Below are 15,644 nucleotides of genomic sequence, written 5' to 3'. Positions count from 1 at the left end.
AGTTATCCTCGTGGACCTTCTCATCCTGGCCCAACAGCAGAGCACACCGCTGGGCCCCGAATTTGGCAAGGCATCGCCAATCGGCCTTCTCGTGATCGTCGCCCTGCTTGTCGCGGTGATCTACCTTGGCTGGGCTTTTTCCCGACGCCAGGGGCGTTTGGTGCGGCGTCAGGCGTTCGCCGAAGCACGCGGGTTGAACGTGTTTGACGAAAAAGCCATTGATGAGGCCATGGCTGCCGAGGGTTTGCTCGGCAATGACAAGAAGCACCTTATCTAGAGCACCCCTTCATTGGTGTAGCTTCACCAGGCCTTTTATCGAAAAAGGGTAGCCCGTTCCAGACTGTGGTACCTTTTGTCTCATGTTCATGTGGCGATTTTATTTTGACAAGGCTTGCGGAGGTTTTCCCGCACGACCTATCACGTCGTGATCGCTACCTGAGCCACTAACCACCGCAAGCCTTAAGCAGTCCCGCTTTCCATGACGGAAAGCATCGGGGCTGCTTTTTTGTTACCCGAAATCAACGTAGAGGAAAGCCATGAGTGCACCTGTGTCCCTGAACAACGCGGCGTCGACAAGCAACAGGCGCGTCGTCGCCTTCCACGATCTGCCCACCCCAGCCGAACTTCTCGCACGCCTGCCGTTGGCACCGGAGCTTGCTGCAAAGGTTGAGCACGATCGCCAGGAGATTGCGGATATTTTCGCAGGCGAGGATGATCGCCTCGTCGTTGTCGTTGGCCCTTGCTCCGTGCATGATCCGAAGGCCGCGCTCGATTACGCGCACCGACTTGCTCCGTTAGCTGAACGTCTCAGCAACGATCTGAAAATCGTTATGCGCGTGTACTTCGAAAAGCCGCGCACCACGGTCGGGTGGAAGGGCCTGATCAATGACCCGCACCTTGATGGCTCCTACGACATCGTGCACGGCTTGGAACTCGCCCGCAACGTCCTGCTCGAGGTACTCGCCACCGGCTTGCCCGTCGGCTGCGAATTCCTCGAGCCAAACAGCCCGCAGTACTACGCGGACGCTGTCGCATGGGGCGCCATCGGTGCCCGCACGACCGAGTCTCAGGTGCACCGCCAGCTTGCCTCTGGCATGTCCATGCCGATCGGTTTCAAGAACGGCACCGATGGTGGCATCCAGGTAGCAGTCGACGCCGCCGAAGCCGCCTCGCACCCGCACTTCTTCTTCGGCACCTCCGATGAGGGGCAACCGGCCGTCGTTGAAACCGCAGGCAATGACAATTGTCACATCATTTTGCGCGGTGGTAGCGGTGGCCCGAACTACGGCGCCGCTGACGTCGAAAAGGCGCTGCAGCTTAACGACGGCCAGCACCTCATGATCGATGCGTCGCACGCGAACTCGGGCAAGGATGATGTCCGTCAACTCGAGGTCATCCGTGAGATTGCCGAGCACATCGCCAGTGGCCAAGAGTCCATCGCCGGCATCATGATCGAGTCCTTTTTGGTCGCAGGCGCACAGAAATTAGATCCAGAAAAGCTGCGTCGCAACGGTGGTGAGGGACTGGTGTACGGGCAGTCTGTCACTGATAAGTGCATCGGTATTGATGACACCGTCGATCTGCTCGCTCAGCTTGCGGCTGCGGTTCGCTCCCGACGCGCAGCCCTATAGCTACACTTGGGTGTGTGAAAGTTCTGCCGAATTTGCTGTACCCGTTGTACGAGAATCACCTGCAACGGGAGCTGAAGGGGCGCAAGCAGCCCAAGCACGTTGCCATCATGTGCGATGGCAACCGTCGTTGGGCGCGCCAGGCTGGATTTACTGATGTCAGCCACGGACACCGAGTGGGAGCCAAGAAAATCGGTGAGATGGTTGGTTGGTGCCAGGACACCGAGGTGGAACTGGTAACCGTATACCTACTGTCGACCGAAAACCTGGGCCGGGAAAGCAGTGAGCTGCAGCTGCTTTTCGACATCATCAGCGATGTCGTGGAGGAGCTTGCAGCTCCGGGGCTCAATTGCCGGGTCCGTTTGGTCGGTCACCTTGATCTACTGCCCGAATCGGTAGCTGAGCGGCTGCGTAAGGCTGCCGATGGCACGCAGGACAATAGCGGCGTGGCCGTCAATGTGGCGGTGGGCTACGGTGGCCGACAGGAAATCGCTGACGCAGTACAGGATTTCATTCGCGAAGAGATTGCCGCCGGCACTCCATCCGACAAAATCGCGGACAAGGTCAGCGTGGAGTCCATCTCGGAGCACTTGTACACCTCTGGGCAACCAGACCCTGATCTCGTGATCCGGACCTCCGGTGAACAGCGCCTTTCCGGATTCCTCCTGTGGCAGTCGGCTTACTCCGAAATCTGGTTCACCGACACCTACTGGCCGGCCTTTAGGCGCATCGACTTTTTCCGCGCACTACGCGACTACTCCTCCCGAAGCCGCCGCTTCGGCAAATAAGAATCGAGCATCATGACTCTCCTCGTCACATACAACACGAACTATGGTTCCACTGAACGTTATGCGAGGGAGTGCGCGCGCAGGCACGGCACCGAAGCTGTGCCGCTGGATGAAGCCCAAGCAGAAGCCGCCGAGAAGATCGTAGTGTTTTCCCCTAATTACGCTGGCCAGGTTGCTGGGGCCAAGTGGCTGTTGGGGCACGATGTCGCTGGCAAGAAGGTCGCCCTTGCCGTTGTCGGCATGACCTTGCTTGAGGAAGTGCGTGCCAAAGATCCTATTGCTGCGGCTCTCGGTGAGAAAGCCTCCGAGATCACCCGCTTCTATTTGCCAGGGCGCCTGGCCTACTCCGAGCTCAATCGCGTACACAAAGGCGTGATGTGGGGGTTGAACAAGATGCTCAAAGCGAAGAAGAACCGCACTGCCAATGAAGAAGCCATGTATGCGTCCTATGGCACGGATGAGGACCGAGTCGACTTTGCGGAACTTGATCCCATTGATGCCTGGCTCGCCTAGATCTTCCGCATGCGGACGCGTTCTACCTCGTGGTTTGCATCCTTAAACAGCTGCAAAGACGCGCGCACGCGAGTGGGGAGAATGTTCTCCACCAAATTCGGTAGGTTTACGGACTGCCAGATTTCGCGCGCTTCGGCGCGCGCGATGTCGTCGTCAAGCTTTGCGTAGTGGGAAAAGTGCGCGCCTGGCTTGCTAAACGACGTCTTTCGCAGCTGCAGGAATCGGTCGATGTACCACTTTTCGATGTGCTCGGTGCGCGCGTGGACGTAGACCGAAAAATCAAACAAGTCCGACACCATCAGGGTGGGGCCAGTTTGTAGGACGTTGAGCCCTTCCACGATCAAAATGTCGGGCTTGTCGACGGAGATGAACTCGCCAGGCACTCGGTCATACAAGGTATGCGAGTAAACCGGGGCCATGACCTCGCGTTTTCCGGATTTTACGTCCGTGACAAAGCGCATCAGTGCCCGCTGGTCGTAGCTCTCGGGGAAGCCTTTCCGGTTCATAATGCGGCGGCGATTGAGCTCTTGGCTTGGGAACAGGAAACCGTCGGTGGTTACTAGGTCCACCCGTGGGCTGGATTCCCAGCGTTGGAGGAGTACCTGGAGCAGGCGGGCGGTTGTTGATTTGCCCACGGCCACGGATCCGGCGATGCCGATGATGAACGGGACGTTCTCCGCTGGGGACTTAAGGAAGGTTTCGGTGGCCGCCATCAGGCCTTTGCGGGCTTTGACCTGCAGGTAGATCAGGCGGGAGAGAGGGAGATAAACTTCCTCAACCTCTTTCAGGTCAACACTTTCGCCCAGACCGCGGAGCTTGACCACTTCCTCGGCTGTGAGGACCTGGGGCATGTTGTTGCGCAAGTTGCGCCACTCGGTTCGGTCAAACTCGAGATAGGGGCTAACTTCCAACGTTGCCTGTGACCTAGACATACATTCCATTGTGCACCTTGAGCGGGCGCGTTGTGAAATCGAACACGCTCAAAGTACTGAGTGGGGGAGAGAGCATTTTCGGGTGTGGGGAATGTGACGTAAACTTGGGGCCGAAACCCGAAACTTACCCCCAGCGTGGAAAGGCTCATTGGCGCCGCTATGACCTCTGTTTCTGACAATGTGATGTCCCAGCCTCTTGACCAACTCGATCCCGAGGTCGCTGCAGCGATCTCGGCTGAGCTTGGCCGTCAGCGTGGCACCCTCGAGATGATCGCCTCCGAGAACTTTGTTCCTCGCGCAGTGCTGCAGGCTCAGGGCTCGGTGCTGACCAATAAGTACGCCGAGGGCTACCCTGGTCGCCGTTACTACGGTGGCTGCGAGCACGTGGACATCATTGAGGACCTGGCGCGTAACCGCGCCAAGGAAGTATTTGGCGCTGAGTTTGCCAATGTCCAGCCACACGCTGGTGCCCAGGCGAACGCTGCTGTGCTGATGTCGCTGGCCAACCCTGGTGAGAAGATCATGGGTCTGTCCCTGGCTCACGGCGGTCACCTCACCCACGGCATGAAGCTGAACTTCTCCGGCAAGCTCTACGAAGTTGCTGCATACGGTGTTGAAGACGACACGATGCGCATTGATATGGATCGCGTTCGCGAAATGGCGCTGGCAGAAAAGCCTCAGGTCATCATCGCCGGTTGGTCTGCCTACCCACGCCACCTCGACTTCGCTGCGTTCCGCTCAATTGCCGATGAAGTTGGCGCGAAGCTGTGGGTCGACATGGCTCACTTCGCAGGCCTCGTTGCTGCTGGCCTGCACCCATCCCCAGTGCCACACGCGGACGTCGTGTCCACCACCGTGCACAAGACTCTCGGCGGCCCACGTTCTGGCATGATCCTGGCCAAGGAGGAGTTCGGTAAGAAGATCAACTCGTCCGTATTCCCTGGTCAGCAGGGTGGCCCGCTCATGCATGCCATCGCAGCCAAGGCCATTGCTATGAAGATCGCCGGCTCCGAGCTGTTCAAGGAGCGCCAGCAGCGCACCCTGGAAGGCGCTTCCATCCTGGCCGAGCGCCTGATGGCCGCGGACTGCAAGGCAGCAGGCGTTGACGTTCTCACCGGCGGCACCGACGTTCACCTGGTCCTCGCCGACCTACGCAATTCTCAAATGGACGGACAGCAGGCGGAAGACCTCCTGCACGAGGTCGGAATCACCGTCAACCGCAATGCGGTTCCTAACGACCCACGCCCACCAATGGTCACCTCCGGCCTGCGCATCGGCACTCCTGCCCTCGCAACTCGCGGTTTTGATACTGCTGCGTTCACTGAAGTTGCAGACATCATCGGCACAGCACTCGCTGCGGGCTCGTCCGCTGACGTCGCAGCGTTGCGCGCACGCGTGGAGAAGCTCGCCGAGCAGTACCCACTGTACGAAGGTCTTGAGGACTGGAAGCTGGTCTAAGCCTCTAGGCTAGAAAAACCACCCTTGCTCGTCACCGGAAACAGCGATTCTGGTGCCAAGCAAGGGTGGTTTTGTTTATCCGAGGACGAAAAAGGCTAAGCGTCTTCCGGTTCAGCTTGGCCCTCTTTGCGCTGGTCAGCTAGGGCAGTACGAGCGAGGCGAAGCCACTCAGGCTGATCGGCTAGCAAAGCTTTGATATCCGCAGTGGTCAGCGGCTTGTCCATGTCATTCTTTTTCAGCGCCGTGATGGTGATGCCGAGCTTGCGGGCCACCTCAGGGCGCGGATGCGGGCCATTCCGGCGCAGCTCTTGCAGCCACTCAGGGGGATTGTCCTGAAGTTCCACGAATTCCGCGTGAGTCAGCGCGTTGTTTTGAAAAGACTCCGGAGTTGCAGGCAAGTAGATATTCAGCTTTTTGGCTGCGGTAGCGGGCTTCATTGCGGTGGCGGAAGGTTCGCGGTTCATGTCGTTCACACTGTTCACGCTATCATCTAGCCCATGAGCAATGCACAGCCGCTGTCGATCGCCTTCATCAAGGGCACCGCGCCGAGCAAGTGGTTTGAGCGTTTCAATGAGCGCACTGACTACCCGAATCTGGTCGCGATGGAGTCTGATGACGCTTTTGGGGCGCTTCTCGACGGCCGCGCCACCGCAGCTCTCATCCGCCTGCCGGAGCTTCGGCTGACTGCGGATTTCCACAAAGTGGACCTGTATGAGGAGCTGCCGGGCATTACGGTTCCCAAAGACAGCGAGTTAACCCTCTTGGAGAAGATTTCCCGGCGCGATATCGAAGGCGAAATCATCAATTACGAGCCTGGTGAATCCGTGGATATTCAGGCGGTACGTGACGCTGTACAAGTAGTGGCAGCGAACGTAGGTGTGGTGATCGCGCCGCGCCCTTTGCTCAGAAGCATCAGCTCTAAGCAGACGGAGCATCGGCCGTTCGTGGGGGGAACTCCAACGCAGATTTCGCTGGTGTGGCATAAGGACCACGATGGCGACATGATTCAGGATTTCGTCGGCATCACTAAGGGGCGCACGGCAAATACCTCTCGCCAGGCACAACCGGTGAAAAAGAAGGCCAAGGAGAAAGCGAAGGAACGCGCTCAACGCCGCAATACTGGCTTGAAGAAAGCGACCAAGCGGGGACGTCGTTAAGCATGTGGCTCGAGTGGTGAACGTTTACCGAGCATTCATCTCACAACCATGTAACTTAAACCTTCGGACGTTAGCCTGAGGGGGACCGGTCAGTGGGGAAGCTGACTGGCCACCACCTTCCGGTAGCTGGTACCGGCGTTCCGGCAGGGGTGCCAAAAGTACGCATGTCACAGCCCGATCGGGTACCCGGCGGGAGGTGAAGGGAGCCCTCAAGCTATGCGGGAAAATGTCGCACTTACGACCATCGATCCAGCTCGCGATGGACACCAGCCCACCCCAACACGGACGTATGTAATTGATACGTCCGTTTTGCTTTCTGACCCATGGGCATTGCGAAAGTTCGCCGAACACCACGTGGTGCTGCCACTGGTCGTCGTGAGCGAATTGGAAGGCAAGCGTTTTCATCCAGAACTAGGGTGGTTTGCGCGTGAAGCGCTGCGCTACCTGGAAGACCTCCGTCAGACCTACGGCCGCCTGGACAAGCCAGTGCCCGTCAACACCGACGGTGGCACGGTGCAGATCGAGCTTAATCATTCGGACATGACCATCTTGCCGGTCGCCTTCCAGGACTCGCTCAGTGATCACCGAATTCTGGCCTGCGCACTGAACTTCCAGAAGGAAGGCCGCGAGTGCGTGCTGGTGACCAAGGACATTCCACTGCGTGTGAAGGCTGGCTCAGTTGGCCTGCCTGCAGATGAGTACCACGCACAGGATGTAGTTCTTACTGGCTACACCGGCATGGAGCAGGTGGATATCGATTCCACGACGATCGATGAGCTGTACCGCGAGGGCGAAGCAGACCTTGCTGGAGAATTGACCCGCCGTGGCACGGCAATAGAAGATCTCCCGATCCACTGTGGCCTCACCTTGACCTCGCCGTCCAAGTCGGCGCTCGCTCGCGTGCGTGGCGACGGCGTAGTAACCCTCATTCGCGGTGACCGTCAGGCATTCGGGGTCCAGGGTCGCTCTGCTGAGCAGCGCATTGCCCTGGACCTGCTCCTTGACTCCGAGGTAGGCATCGTGTCCGTGGGTGGACGTGCAGGCACCGGTAAGTCTGCCCTCGCCCTGTGCGCCGGGCTGGAGGCCGTTCTCGAGCGCGGTGAGCACAAGCGCATCGTCGTATTCCGCCCGCTCTACGCCGTTGGTGGCCAGGATCTCGGCTACCTCCCTGGTTCGGAATCTGAGAAGATGAACCCGTGGGCTCAGGCAGTGTTCGACACCCTCGAGGGTCTGGTCAGCGATAATGTCATGGATGAGATCATGGCGCGTGACCTTATCGAGGTCCTGCCACTGACGCATATCCGTGGCCGTTCCCTCCATGATTCCTTTGTCATTGTCGACGAAGCACAGTCGCTCGAGCGCAACGTGTTGCTCACCGTCCTGTCCCGCTTAGGCAAGAACTCTCGCGTTATCCTCACCCATGACGTCGCCCAGCGCGACAACCTGCGCGTGGGACGCCACGACGGTGTTCAAGCAGTGATTGAAAAGCTCAAGGGCAATGAGTTGTTTGCGCACATCACGCTGCAGCGCTCCGAACGCTCCCGCATCGCAGAGTTGGTCACGAGCTTGTTGGAAGCAAACTAGTTTCGTTGACAGCTAGCCCTCGATGCGGACGTTCACGTCACAAAAGGTATCGAGGGCTAAATGCGAGCGTCAGTTTCAGGGTTCACCCTGACCCCGGTTGGGGTCGAAACCCTTAATGGGACTTACATTCGTTTTTAGGGATTGTGTAAGTTTCATGACAGGAGCTTATAAAACGACGGGATTGTTAATATGACTGGCTTTGCTCGCCCCAGGAAAAAAACTTTAGCTATTGCGGCTGCCGCTGTAGTGGGTCTCTCCCTGGCAGGAGGCGGGGCCTACGCTGCTTTCTCGCCTCGAAACACCGATGATGTTGTGGTTGCCTCTGACGTGATCGATATTGCGAAGGGGGATGTGGAGGAGAAGGTCCTTGCTGACGGTGAAGTAGCAGCCAACAAGTACACTTCGCTGACTACCTCTCTCCTAGGTCCGGTTAAGGACCTGAAGGTGCAGCTAGGAGACCATGTCAATGGCGAGCAGTTGCTTGCGGTCATGGATACCGTGGCCATTGAACGTCAAATCGAGCTAGAACAAGCCAGTAAGGCAGCAGCTGCGACAGCGAACCAGAACCAGCTTGAGTCCGCGCAACAGCAGTACAGCCAGTTGCGGGAGCAGTATCAGCAAGGGGCAACCCCGGAGATTAATGCGGCGGTCGCGGCAGAACGCCAGGCAGCCTCAAGTCTCGAATCTGCCGAGACTGCGTTCCAACATCGACAAACAGATACCGTCGCAGGTACGGACCCGGCGTTGCGCGAGCAACACCTTACGTTGCAGGCAGCGCGTGACGAGCAGCGCGATGCCGCGCTCAATCTCGTTCGGGTCAATGCTGACACCATTTATGGCGTGGTCATGACCGAGGCCGGACAGCCGGGCATGCTTGCCGACGCCGTCGCCACGCAAGACCGCGTGAACCGTGCTGATCGGGATCTAGCGGAAAAACAAAAAGCCTACGAACAACGCCTGCTCGAGGTCGATCGTGAACTCGCCGAGCTGCAGACAAAGGTGAGGGATGCGAGTGCTGCGCACTCAGAAGCCGTCGTCGCAGTGGAAAGCGCTCGCCTCGCCGCCCTTCATGCCATTGACACACAGCGACTGGCCGTGGAGCAGGCCCAGGAAACGGCGGCTACCGGCACTTTGGCATCAGATGTAACCACCAAGCACCTGTCCTTGGATATCGCCCAGGCGGAAGTGCGCAGCCCACACGGCGGCATCATCACGGAACTCGCAGCCACAGTCGGGGCCCCAGTGGAAGGCGTCCTCATGACGGTCGCCGACGATTCCACGCTGAAGGTCACCACGACCGTCAAAGAATCAGAGGTTGGAAAGATCAAGCCTGGCGCCGAAGTCACCTTCACCACGCCTGCTGCGAAGGACAAGACGTACCAAGGCACCGTGACACACGTGGCTCCGGTGGCCCAGAAAAACGAGACGCCGGCCGAGTCCGGCAAGGCCAAGCGTGAATTTCCCGTCGAGATTAAGGTCACTGGGGAAAAAGAAGGTTTGCACCTCGGTGCGAGCACCAAGATCAATATCGTGACCAAGAAAGAAATCGGAGCTTTGACTGTGCCTCGCGAGGCCGTGCTCAAATCCCCGGAAGGACACCACGTGATCATCCTGGTGCCCGAAGGTGAAAAGCATCGGGTGAAGAAAATTCCGGTGGGTGTTGGTGTCCAAACCGAATTTGATGTGGCCATCACTTCCTTGGACCTCAAGGCGGGGGACAAGGTGGTGAGCGATCCGGGTAAGTATGCCGAGGACGTCGATAAGCTCGTGCGTATCCGGGAGCAGTGAGATGCCCGGACTCATTGAACTCGGTGGCATCGTGCGCACCTTCAACAGCGGCTTACCGAGCGAGTTGACCGTGCTCAAGGGCATCGACATGCGGATCGACCGGGGCGAATTCATTTCCGTCATCGGTGCGTCCGGCTCAGGTAAATCCACCCTGATGAACATCATTGGTCTGCTTGATCGCCCTACCAAGGGCACGTATCTTCTCGACGGCATCGATGTGCTCGCTAGCTCGGACGACGATCTCGCCCAGCTGCGCAGCAAACGCATCGGCTTCGTATTCCAGAACTTCAACTTGATCGCCCGCATTGACGCCCTGCGAAACGTGGAAATGCCCATGATGTACGCCGGCGTCTCGCCACGCGAGCGGCGCGAGCGAGCTGCAGAGCTGCTGAATTTGGTCGGGATGGGGGATCGTCTCCACCACCAACCCAATGAGCTTTCCGGCGGCCAAAAACAGCGCGTGGCCATCGCCCGAGCCCTGGCCAACGAGCCTGACCTGCTGCTCGCCGACGAACCCACCGGCGCACTGGATACCGAAACTGGTCGCATGGTGATGGACCTATTCCACGACCTCAACCGGGAGCACGGCGCCACGATCGCCCTCATCACGCACAACCCTGAGCTTGCTGCAGAAACCGATCGGATTGTGACCATGCGGGACGGCCTGATTACGGAGGGAGGACAGCTATGAACCTGGCAGAGGCAATGAAGCTGGCGCTGAGCAGCATGAAGACTGGAAAAATGCGTTCGATGCTCACCCTCCTCGGCATCATCATCGGCATCGCCTCCGTGATCACGATTCTCACGCTCGGGCACGCGCTGAAAACCCAGACCATGGGCAGCCTAGATTCGATGGGCATCAATAACCTCAACGTGCAGGTCCAAGACCGAAAAACCGCTGAAGAATCCAAATCGGATTACATGTATTCCAGCCCGACGATCACCGACGACTCCGCCCTGATCACTACCAACCAGCTGGAACAGCTGAAACAGCGCTACGCCGACAGCGTCGAGGCCATCAGCTACTCTGGCACGGCTGGCGGCCAGGGCGACGTCACAGTGGTGGGCCAAACCTATGGCACCCTCGCTAGCCACGAGACCAAAAGTGGTATTTCACCCGTCAATGCTGATTTCATGACTGTCAACGGCGTGGATATCGAGGCCGGGCGTGCGCTGTTACCGCAAGACATAACCGATGCACGACACGTCGCGGTCATCTCTCCAGAGCTGGTCAAAGAGCTTTTCGACGACGATCCCGCGCGCGCACTCGAGTCCGAAATTCAATTCAGTAGTGATGCTGGCACCGCCTCATTCATGGTGGTGGGAGTTTTCAGCCCGCCGAAAGGCAGTCTGCTGGTGGGTACCATGTCCCAGCCTGAAATGTATGTTCCTTATCCGCTTCAGGATCTGTTCTCCACGGAGTATGACAAGAACAAGCACTCCGATGCCTTTTCCGAGGTCAGTGTGAAGATCGCTCAGGGCGTAGACAAAACCAAGTTCAAGGACGAGCTACAGCGGTTTTTCGATGCCACTTACCAGGGCAGCGATTCCTACCTGGTCAAAGTTAGCGACAACAGCGAAGCGCTGGATCAGATCAATACGATCCTTGGTTCGATCAGCGCCGTTGTTGCCGCGATCGGTGGGATTTCGCTGCTGGTGGGCGGCATCGGGGTCATGAACGTCATGCTCATTACTGTCACTGAGCGCACCCGAGAAATTGGCGTCCGCAAAGCACTTGGTGCACGCAGCCGGGATATCAAGTTGCAGTTTGTCATCGAGGCGATGATCGTCTGCCTCATTGGTGGACTCATCGGAGTAGGCCTTGGGTCCGCCTTCGGCATGATCGGTTCATCCCTGCTCGGTACCTTCGTCGTGCCGCCACTGTCCGCGATCCTCGTCTCGCTGCTGTTCTCCATGGGAATCGGGCTCTTCTTTGGCTACTATCCTGCGGCGAAAGCGGCGAAGATGAATCCGATCGAGGCTCTTCGTTACGAGTAGTCGGTAAAAGGAAAATGGCCTGTCACCTGTAATTTTTACGGGTGGCAGGCCAGATTCGGTTAGTTAGCCTTCTACTTCTACGGTCGTTCTGAGTGGCTCATGCTTGACGAAGAGCAGGAGGAAGAACGAAAACACGATAAGTGGCAGGACATAGAGGAAGACTGGAGTCAGAGCGTCGTTGTAGGCGCCCATGAAGGCTTCACGGAGCGGGGCAGGGAGCTGATGGATGAGCGCCGGGGTGATGGAATTGGAATCCATCTGGGCACCAGCCGCAGCCTCTGGTGGCAGCGATGCCATTGCTGGCGGAATACGCTCAGCCATCAGGTCTTCGAGATTGCCAACGAACAAGCCACCGACCAGCGCGGAGCCGAGAGAGGCGCCGATCTGACGGAAGTAGTTATTGACGGCGGTGGCGGAGCCGACTACAGCCAGTGGAAGAGTGTTTTGCACGATCAGGATCAGTACCTGCATGGCAAGGCCGAGACCTGAGCCGAGCAGGAAGAGGAACAGACCGATCTCCCAGAGAGTGGTGTCAACGGACAGGCTGTGGAACAAGATCAGTGCGACCACGGTGACAACCATGCCGACCAGTGGGTACATCCGGTAAGTGCCGGTAGAGGAGATCCGGTTACCGGACCAGATGGAAAAGCCCATCATGCCGACCATCATCGGGATCATCATGTAGCCGGCTTCGGTGGCATTAATCTCGTGGACCATTTGGAGATAGGTAGGGAGGTAACCCAGGACGCCGAACATTGTCACGCCGAGAACCATGCCGACGGCCGTCGTCAAGGCAAAGTTGCGGTTGGCGAAGAAGCCCATCGGGATCAGCGGATCTTCTGCGCGGAGCTCAACAAATACCAGCAGCACACCGGCTACAACGAAGGCGGCGATGAGACCCAGGATAATTGGGTCGGACCATTCGTAGCGGGAACCGCCCCAGGTAGTAAAGAGCACGAGCGCGGTGGTAGCGATGATGGCCAGGAACGTACCAGCATAGTCCCACTTGAATGGAACACGCTTGGCCGGAATGCGCAGCATCCACAAGGTGATGCCAATGGCGATGGCGCCCAACGGCAGGTTCATCCAGAATGCCCAGCGCCAGCCAGGACCCTCAGTAAACCAACCGCCGAGCAGTGGGCCGAGCACGGCGGACAGGCCGAACACGCCACCCATGACACCCATGTAGCGACCACGTTCGCGCGCCGGGATGACGTCGGCGATGATCGCCTGGGAAAGGATCATCAGGCCACCGCCGCCAATACCTTGGACTGCGCGGCCGATGATCAGCAGCAACATCGAGTTGGCTAGACCACCGAGCACTGAGCCGACCAGGAAGATAGCGAGGGCGCCGATCATGAGGCCTTTGCGGCCGATGAGGTCGCCGAGCTTGCCGTAGATCGGCAGCATGATGGTTTCAGCGAGCAGGTAGGCAGTGATAACCCACATCATGTGGTCGACGCCGCCGAGCTCGCCGACGATGGTCGGCAGAGCGGTGGAGAAGATCATTTGATCCAGCGATGCCAGCAGCATCGAGACCATCAGGGCTGTCATGACCCACCGGGCAGTCTTTTGCTGCTCCGGGGTCATCGTAGAGGGGATTTTTTCGCGCTTTTTCATGAGATGGTTTCTTTCAGCTTCTCTTCGCGGACGGCCATGACAATGAGTGCGGAGAAGACCGCCAACGGCATGAGCAGGAAGAAGATTGGGGTGAGGGCGTCGTTGTAGGCGACTTGGATAGCAGTTTTGAGCGCCTCGGGCAGGTGAGTGACGGCAGCCGGAGTCAAGTCTTGACTACCACTTCCACCAGAGAATTGCTCGGCATAAGGCGCGGCAGCGGAGCCCATGGAGCGTAGCGCCTCGGGGATGGCGGTGTGCAGGCTGTCGCTAAGCTTGCCCACAAACAAACCACCCACGAGCGCGGCACCCAGAGAACCACCGATTTGACGGAAGAAGTTGGTAGCGCCGGTGGCGGTGCCAACGAGGGAGACTGGGAAGGAGTTTTGGACGATCAACACGAGGATTTGCATTGCTGCACCGAGCCCCACGCCGAATACGAAGAAGTAGCCGCCGACGGTGACCAATGAGGAATCGGCATGCAGGGTGGACAGCAAGTACAGGCCGAGCGCCACTATGAATAGACCGACTACCGGGTACATCTTGTACTTACCGGTGCGAGAGACCCAATTGCCGACGGTGATGGAGGTACCCATGAGGCCGACCATCATCGGGATCATCATTAGGCCTGCGTTGGTTGGGGTGAGCTCGTGGACCATTTGCAGGTAGGTCGGAAGGTATCCCAGCGCACCGAACATGAACACGCCCACTGCGAGGCCTGCCACGGTAGTGAGCACAAAGTTGCGACTGCGGAACAGTGACATGGGCACGATTGGCTCTGCCACCTTGAGTTCAGTCCAGACAAAAAGAGCGCCGAAGATGAAGGTGCCTGCGATGAGCGACAGAATCATCGGGGAGTCCCACTCGTATTCGTTGCCACCCCACGTGACAAAGAGAATCAAGCAGGTAGTGGCGATAATCATAACGATTGAGCCGATGATATCGAAGCGGCCGGAGCGTGCTCGCTTTGGCAAGTGCAAGTAGAAAAGAGCGCCAAAGAGCGCAAACAGGCCGAGCGGGATGTTCAGCCAAAGGCCCCAACGCCAGCCCGGGCCGTCAGTGAACCAGCCGCCGAGTACAGGGCCGAGTACGGAAGACACGCCGAACACCGAGCCCATCAGGCCCATGTACTTGCCGCGTTCACGGGCGCTGACGATCTCCGCGGTGATTGCCTGAGTCAGGATCATCAGGCCACCACCGGCGATGCCCTGCAGGGCACGAGCGAAAATGAGGATGCCCATGGAGGTGGCCAGGCCACCAATGAGCGAGCCGACCATGAACAGCACCACGACGAACAGGTAGAGGCCCTTGCGTCCGATCTGATCGCCGAGTTTGCCGAAGATCGGCAGAGCAACGGTTTGCCCCAGCAGGAAGGCGGTGATGACCCAGGACATGTGATTGACGCCGCCGAGGTCGCCGACGATAGTCGGCAAGGCAGTGGCGAAGATCATTTGCCCTAGCGAGCTCATGAGCATGGACACCATGAGGGCGCCCATGATCAAGCCGACTCTTGGCTTAGTTTCGTTCACTTCTTTTCTCCAGTCGATCGGGCGAGCGATCTAAAATTTTCTAGTGCGGTTATGCAGTTTTCGTGTAGGTTGGATATCCGCGCCGTTGGATCTGACATCCATTGTTTGACACCAATTTGAATGACGGCATGCACGGTGCTGACGTGGATGCGCGCTTCGTCGATGGGCGCGAGGTGGGGAAGCCGCCGCGCTTCTTCGTGCTGTTCCAGGTAGCAGGCTGCGATGCGGACGAGGCCGTCGTGGATGAGCGTGAAAGCAGCCATCCGGCTTGCGGAAAATTCCGGGTGAGAGCGCATGATTGCTTTGCGACGCCGCAGAATGGTCGCCGATTCGTCGCTGCGCGCCATCCGGCCGAGGAAGGTGTGGTAGCTGAGTTCGAGGAGTTCCGCCGTCAAGTCGTCATAAGTGTGCTCGAGGAAGGCTGCTGCTGCGGCGTCGTCCAGGACAGGAAAACTGCCAAAGACTGCTTCTTCTTTCGACTCGATGTAGTTGAAGAATGTCCGACGCGAGATGTTCGCGGCGGCGCAGATATCTTCCACTGTGACATGTTGGTAGCCGCGCTCGGCGACCAACTTGGTGGCGTGCTCTTCGATAGCGGCGAGCGTTGCCCGTCGCTTTTGTTCTCGAAGATTAGGTGTCATGGCTACAACCT

Annotated in this window: 15 protein-coding genes; 10 read left to right on the top strand and 5 right to left on the bottom strand. The window is 58.3% G+C overall.

Going from position 1 to position 15,644, the window contains the following annotated elements; all coding sequences use genetic code 11:
- The first annotated feature begins 10 nt into the window (after nucleotides 1-10).
- From CKALI_RS07915 to CKALI_RS07900, 4 genes are all read left to right on the top strand, one after another.
- Nucleotides 11-277, top strand: coding sequence for a hypothetical protein (locus CKALI_RS07915; protein WP_407643746.1), 267 nt, complete (start codon nucleotides 11-13; stop codon nucleotides 275-277).
- A 259-nt stretch (nucleotides 278-536) separates the two neighbouring features.
- Nucleotides 537-1,631: a 3-deoxy-7-phosphoheptulonate synthase gene (locus CKALI_RS07910; protein ID WP_156192786.1), complete on the top strand. Its 1,095-nt coding sequence runs from the start codon at nucleotides 537-539 to the stop codon at nucleotides 1,629-1,631.
- Nucleotides 1,632-1,645: 14 nt separating this feature from the next.
- Entirely contained in the window at nucleotides 1,646-2,416 is a 771-nt protein-coding gene (locus tag CKALI_RS07905; RefSeq protein ID WP_156192785.1) for an isoprenyl transferase, read from the top strand.
- A gap of 12 nt (nucleotides 2,417-2,428) precedes the next feature.
- Nucleotides 2,429-2,929 (top strand): flavodoxin domain-containing protein, encoded by a 501-nt coding sequence (locus tag CKALI_RS07900; protein WP_231580439.1) that lies wholly within the window; start codon nucleotides 2,429-2,431, stop codon nucleotides 2,927-2,929.
- Here CKALI_RS07900 and coaA read toward each other — a convergent pair.
- A complete protein-coding gene (gene coaA, locus CKALI_RS07895) occupies nucleotides 2,926-3,861 on the bottom strand; it encodes a type I pantothenate kinase (protein ID WP_156192783.1) in 936 nt (311 codons plus the stop codon). The genes CKALI_RS07900 and coaA overlap by 4 nt on opposite strands.
- A 183-nt stretch (nucleotides 3,862-4,044) precedes the next feature.
- Here coaA and glyA point away from each other — a divergent pair, with 183 nt between their 5' ends.
- Nucleotides 4,045-5,319: a serine hydroxymethyltransferase gene (gene glyA / locus CKALI_RS07890; protein WP_197079798.1), complete on the top strand. Its 1,275-nt coding sequence runs from the start codon at nucleotides 4,045-4,047 to the stop codon at nucleotides 5,317-5,319.
- Nucleotides 5,320-5,414: 95 nt separating this feature from the next.
- Here glyA and CKALI_RS07885 read toward each other — a convergent pair whose 3' ends face one another.
- Nucleotides 5,415-5,756 carry a DUF5997 family protein gene (locus tag CKALI_RS07885; protein ID WP_197079797.1) on the bottom strand — a complete coding sequence of 114 codons (342 nt, stop codon included), beginning with the start codon at nucleotides 5,754-5,756 and terminating at the stop codon, nucleotides 5,415-5,417.
- Between the two features lie 60 nt (nucleotides 5,757-5,816).
- Here CKALI_RS07885 and CKALI_RS07880 point away from each other — a divergent pair, with 60 nt between their 5' ends.
- The 5 genes from CKALI_RS07880 to CKALI_RS07860 all read left to right on the top strand — a co-directional run bounded on the left by CKALI_RS07880 (nucleotide 5,817) and on the right by CKALI_RS07860 (nucleotide 11,846).
- Nucleotides 5,817-6,476 (top strand): LysR family transcriptional regulator substrate-binding protein, encoded by a 660-nt coding sequence (locus CKALI_RS07880; protein ID WP_156192781.1) that lies wholly within the window; start codon nucleotides 5,817-5,819, stop codon nucleotides 6,474-6,476.
- Nucleotides 6,477-6,692: 216 nt separating this feature from the next.
- On the top strand, nucleotides 6,693-8,060 hold the full coding sequence (locus tag CKALI_RS07875; protein WP_156192780.1) for a PhoH family protein: 1,368 nt from the start codon (nucleotides 6,693-6,695) through the stop codon (nucleotides 8,058-8,060).
- Nucleotides 8,061-8,249: 189 nt separating this feature from the next.
- Nucleotides 8,250-9,848 (top strand): efflux RND transporter periplasmic adaptor subunit, encoded by a 1,599-nt coding sequence (locus CKALI_RS07870; protein WP_156192779.1) that lies wholly within the window; start codon nucleotides 8,250-8,252, stop codon nucleotides 9,846-9,848.
- A 1-nt stretch (nucleotide 9,849) separates the two neighbouring features.
- Nucleotides 9,850-10,539 (top strand): ABC transporter ATP-binding protein, encoded by a 690-nt coding sequence (locus tag CKALI_RS07865; protein WP_156192778.1) that lies wholly within the window; start codon nucleotides 9,850-9,852, stop codon nucleotides 10,537-10,539.
- Entirely contained in the window at nucleotides 10,536-11,846 is a 1,311-nt protein-coding gene (locus CKALI_RS07860; RefSeq protein ID WP_156192777.1) for an ABC transporter permease, read from the top strand. The genes CKALI_RS07865 and CKALI_RS07860 overlap by 4 nt, the downstream gene beginning before the upstream one ends.
- 63 nt (nucleotides 11,847-11,909) lie before the next feature.
- Here CKALI_RS07860 and CKALI_RS07855 read toward each other — a convergent pair whose 3' ends face one another.
- From CKALI_RS07855 to CKALI_RS07845, 3 genes are read right to left on the bottom strand one after another with little or no spacing between them, the layout of a single operon-like run.
- On the bottom strand, nucleotides 11,910-13,466 hold the full coding sequence (locus tag CKALI_RS07855; RefSeq protein WP_156192776.1) for a DHA2 family efflux MFS transporter permease subunit: 1,557 nt from the start codon (nucleotides 13,464-13,466) through the stop codon (nucleotides 11,910-11,912).
- Nucleotides 13,463-14,959 carry an MDR family MFS transporter gene (locus tag CKALI_RS07850; protein ID WP_156193712.1) on the bottom strand — a complete coding sequence of 499 codons (1,497 nt, stop codon included), beginning with the start codon at nucleotides 14,957-14,959 and terminating at the stop codon, nucleotides 13,463-13,465. Before CKALI_RS07850 ends, CKALI_RS07855 begins: the two co-directional genes overlap by 4 nt.
- A gap of 29 nt (nucleotides 14,960-14,988) precedes the next feature.
- Nucleotides 14,989-15,633 (bottom strand): TetR/AcrR family transcriptional regulator, encoded by a 645-nt coding sequence (locus tag CKALI_RS07845; RefSeq protein ID WP_156192775.1) that lies wholly within the window; start codon nucleotides 15,631-15,633, stop codon nucleotides 14,989-14,991.
- Between the last annotated feature and the right edge of the window lie 11 nt (nucleotides 15,634-15,644).

It is taken from the genome of Corynebacterium kalinowskii (assembly GCF_009734385.1).
GTDB classification, from domain to species: Bacteria; Actinomycetota; Actinomycetes; order Mycobacteriales; family Mycobacteriaceae; genus Corynebacterium; species Corynebacterium kalinowskii.
The sequence above is the reverse complement of the archived record's forward strand: the minus strand, read 5'-3'. Positions and strand labels throughout refer to the sequence as shown.

Bases quoted from the DNA above. Each gene is read 5' to 3' on its own strand.
- CKALI_RS07865 (WP_156192778.1), top strand. From the start codon at position 9,850: ATGCCCGGACTCATTGAACTCGGTGGCATCGTGCGCACCTTCAACAGC.
- CKALI_RS07910 (WP_156192786.1), top strand. From the start codon at position 537: ATGAGTGCACCTGTGTCCCTGAACAACGCGGCGTCGACAAGCAACAGG.
- CKALI_RS07875 (WP_156192780.1), top strand. From the start codon at position 6,693: ATGCGGGAAAATGTCGCACTTACGACCATCGATCCAGCTCGCGATGGA.
- CKALI_RS07850 (WP_156193712.1), bottom strand. From the start codon at position 14,959: ATGGGCGCCCTCATGGTGTCCATGCTCATGAGCTCGCTAGGGCAAATG.
- CKALI_RS07855 (WP_156192776.1), bottom strand. From the start codon at position 13,466: ATGAAAAAGCGCGAAAAAATCCCCTCTACGATGACCCCGGAGCAGCAA.
- glyA (WP_197079798.1), top strand. From the start codon at position 4,045: ATGTCCCAGCCTCTTGACCAACTCGATCCCGAGGTCGCTGCAGCGATC.
- CKALI_RS07860 (WP_156192777.1), top strand. From the start codon at position 10,536: ATGAACCTGGCAGAGGCAATGAAGCTGGCGCTGAGCAGCATGAAGACT.
- CKALI_RS07870 (WP_156192779.1), top strand. From the start codon at position 8,250: ATGACTGGCTTTGCTCGCCCCAGGAAAAAAACTTTAGCTATTGCGGCT.
- CKALI_RS07900 (WP_231580439.1), top strand. From the start codon at position 2,429: ATGACTCTCCTCGTCACATACAACACGAACTATGGTTCCACTGAACGT.
- CKALI_RS07880 (WP_156192781.1), top strand. From the start codon at position 5,817: ATGAGCAATGCACAGCCGCTGTCGATCGCCTTCATCAAGGGCACCGCG.
- CKALI_RS07885 (WP_197079797.1), bottom strand. From the start codon at position 5,756: ATGAAGCCCGCTACCGCAGCCAAAAAGCTGAATATCTACTTGCCTGCA.
- coaA (WP_156192783.1), bottom strand. From the start codon at position 3,861: ATGTCTAGGTCACAGGCAACGTTGGAAGTTAGCCCCTATCTCGAGTTT.
- CKALI_RS07845 (WP_156192775.1), bottom strand. From the start codon at position 15,633: ATGACACCTAATCTTCGAGAACAAAAGCGACGGGCAACGCTCGCCGCT.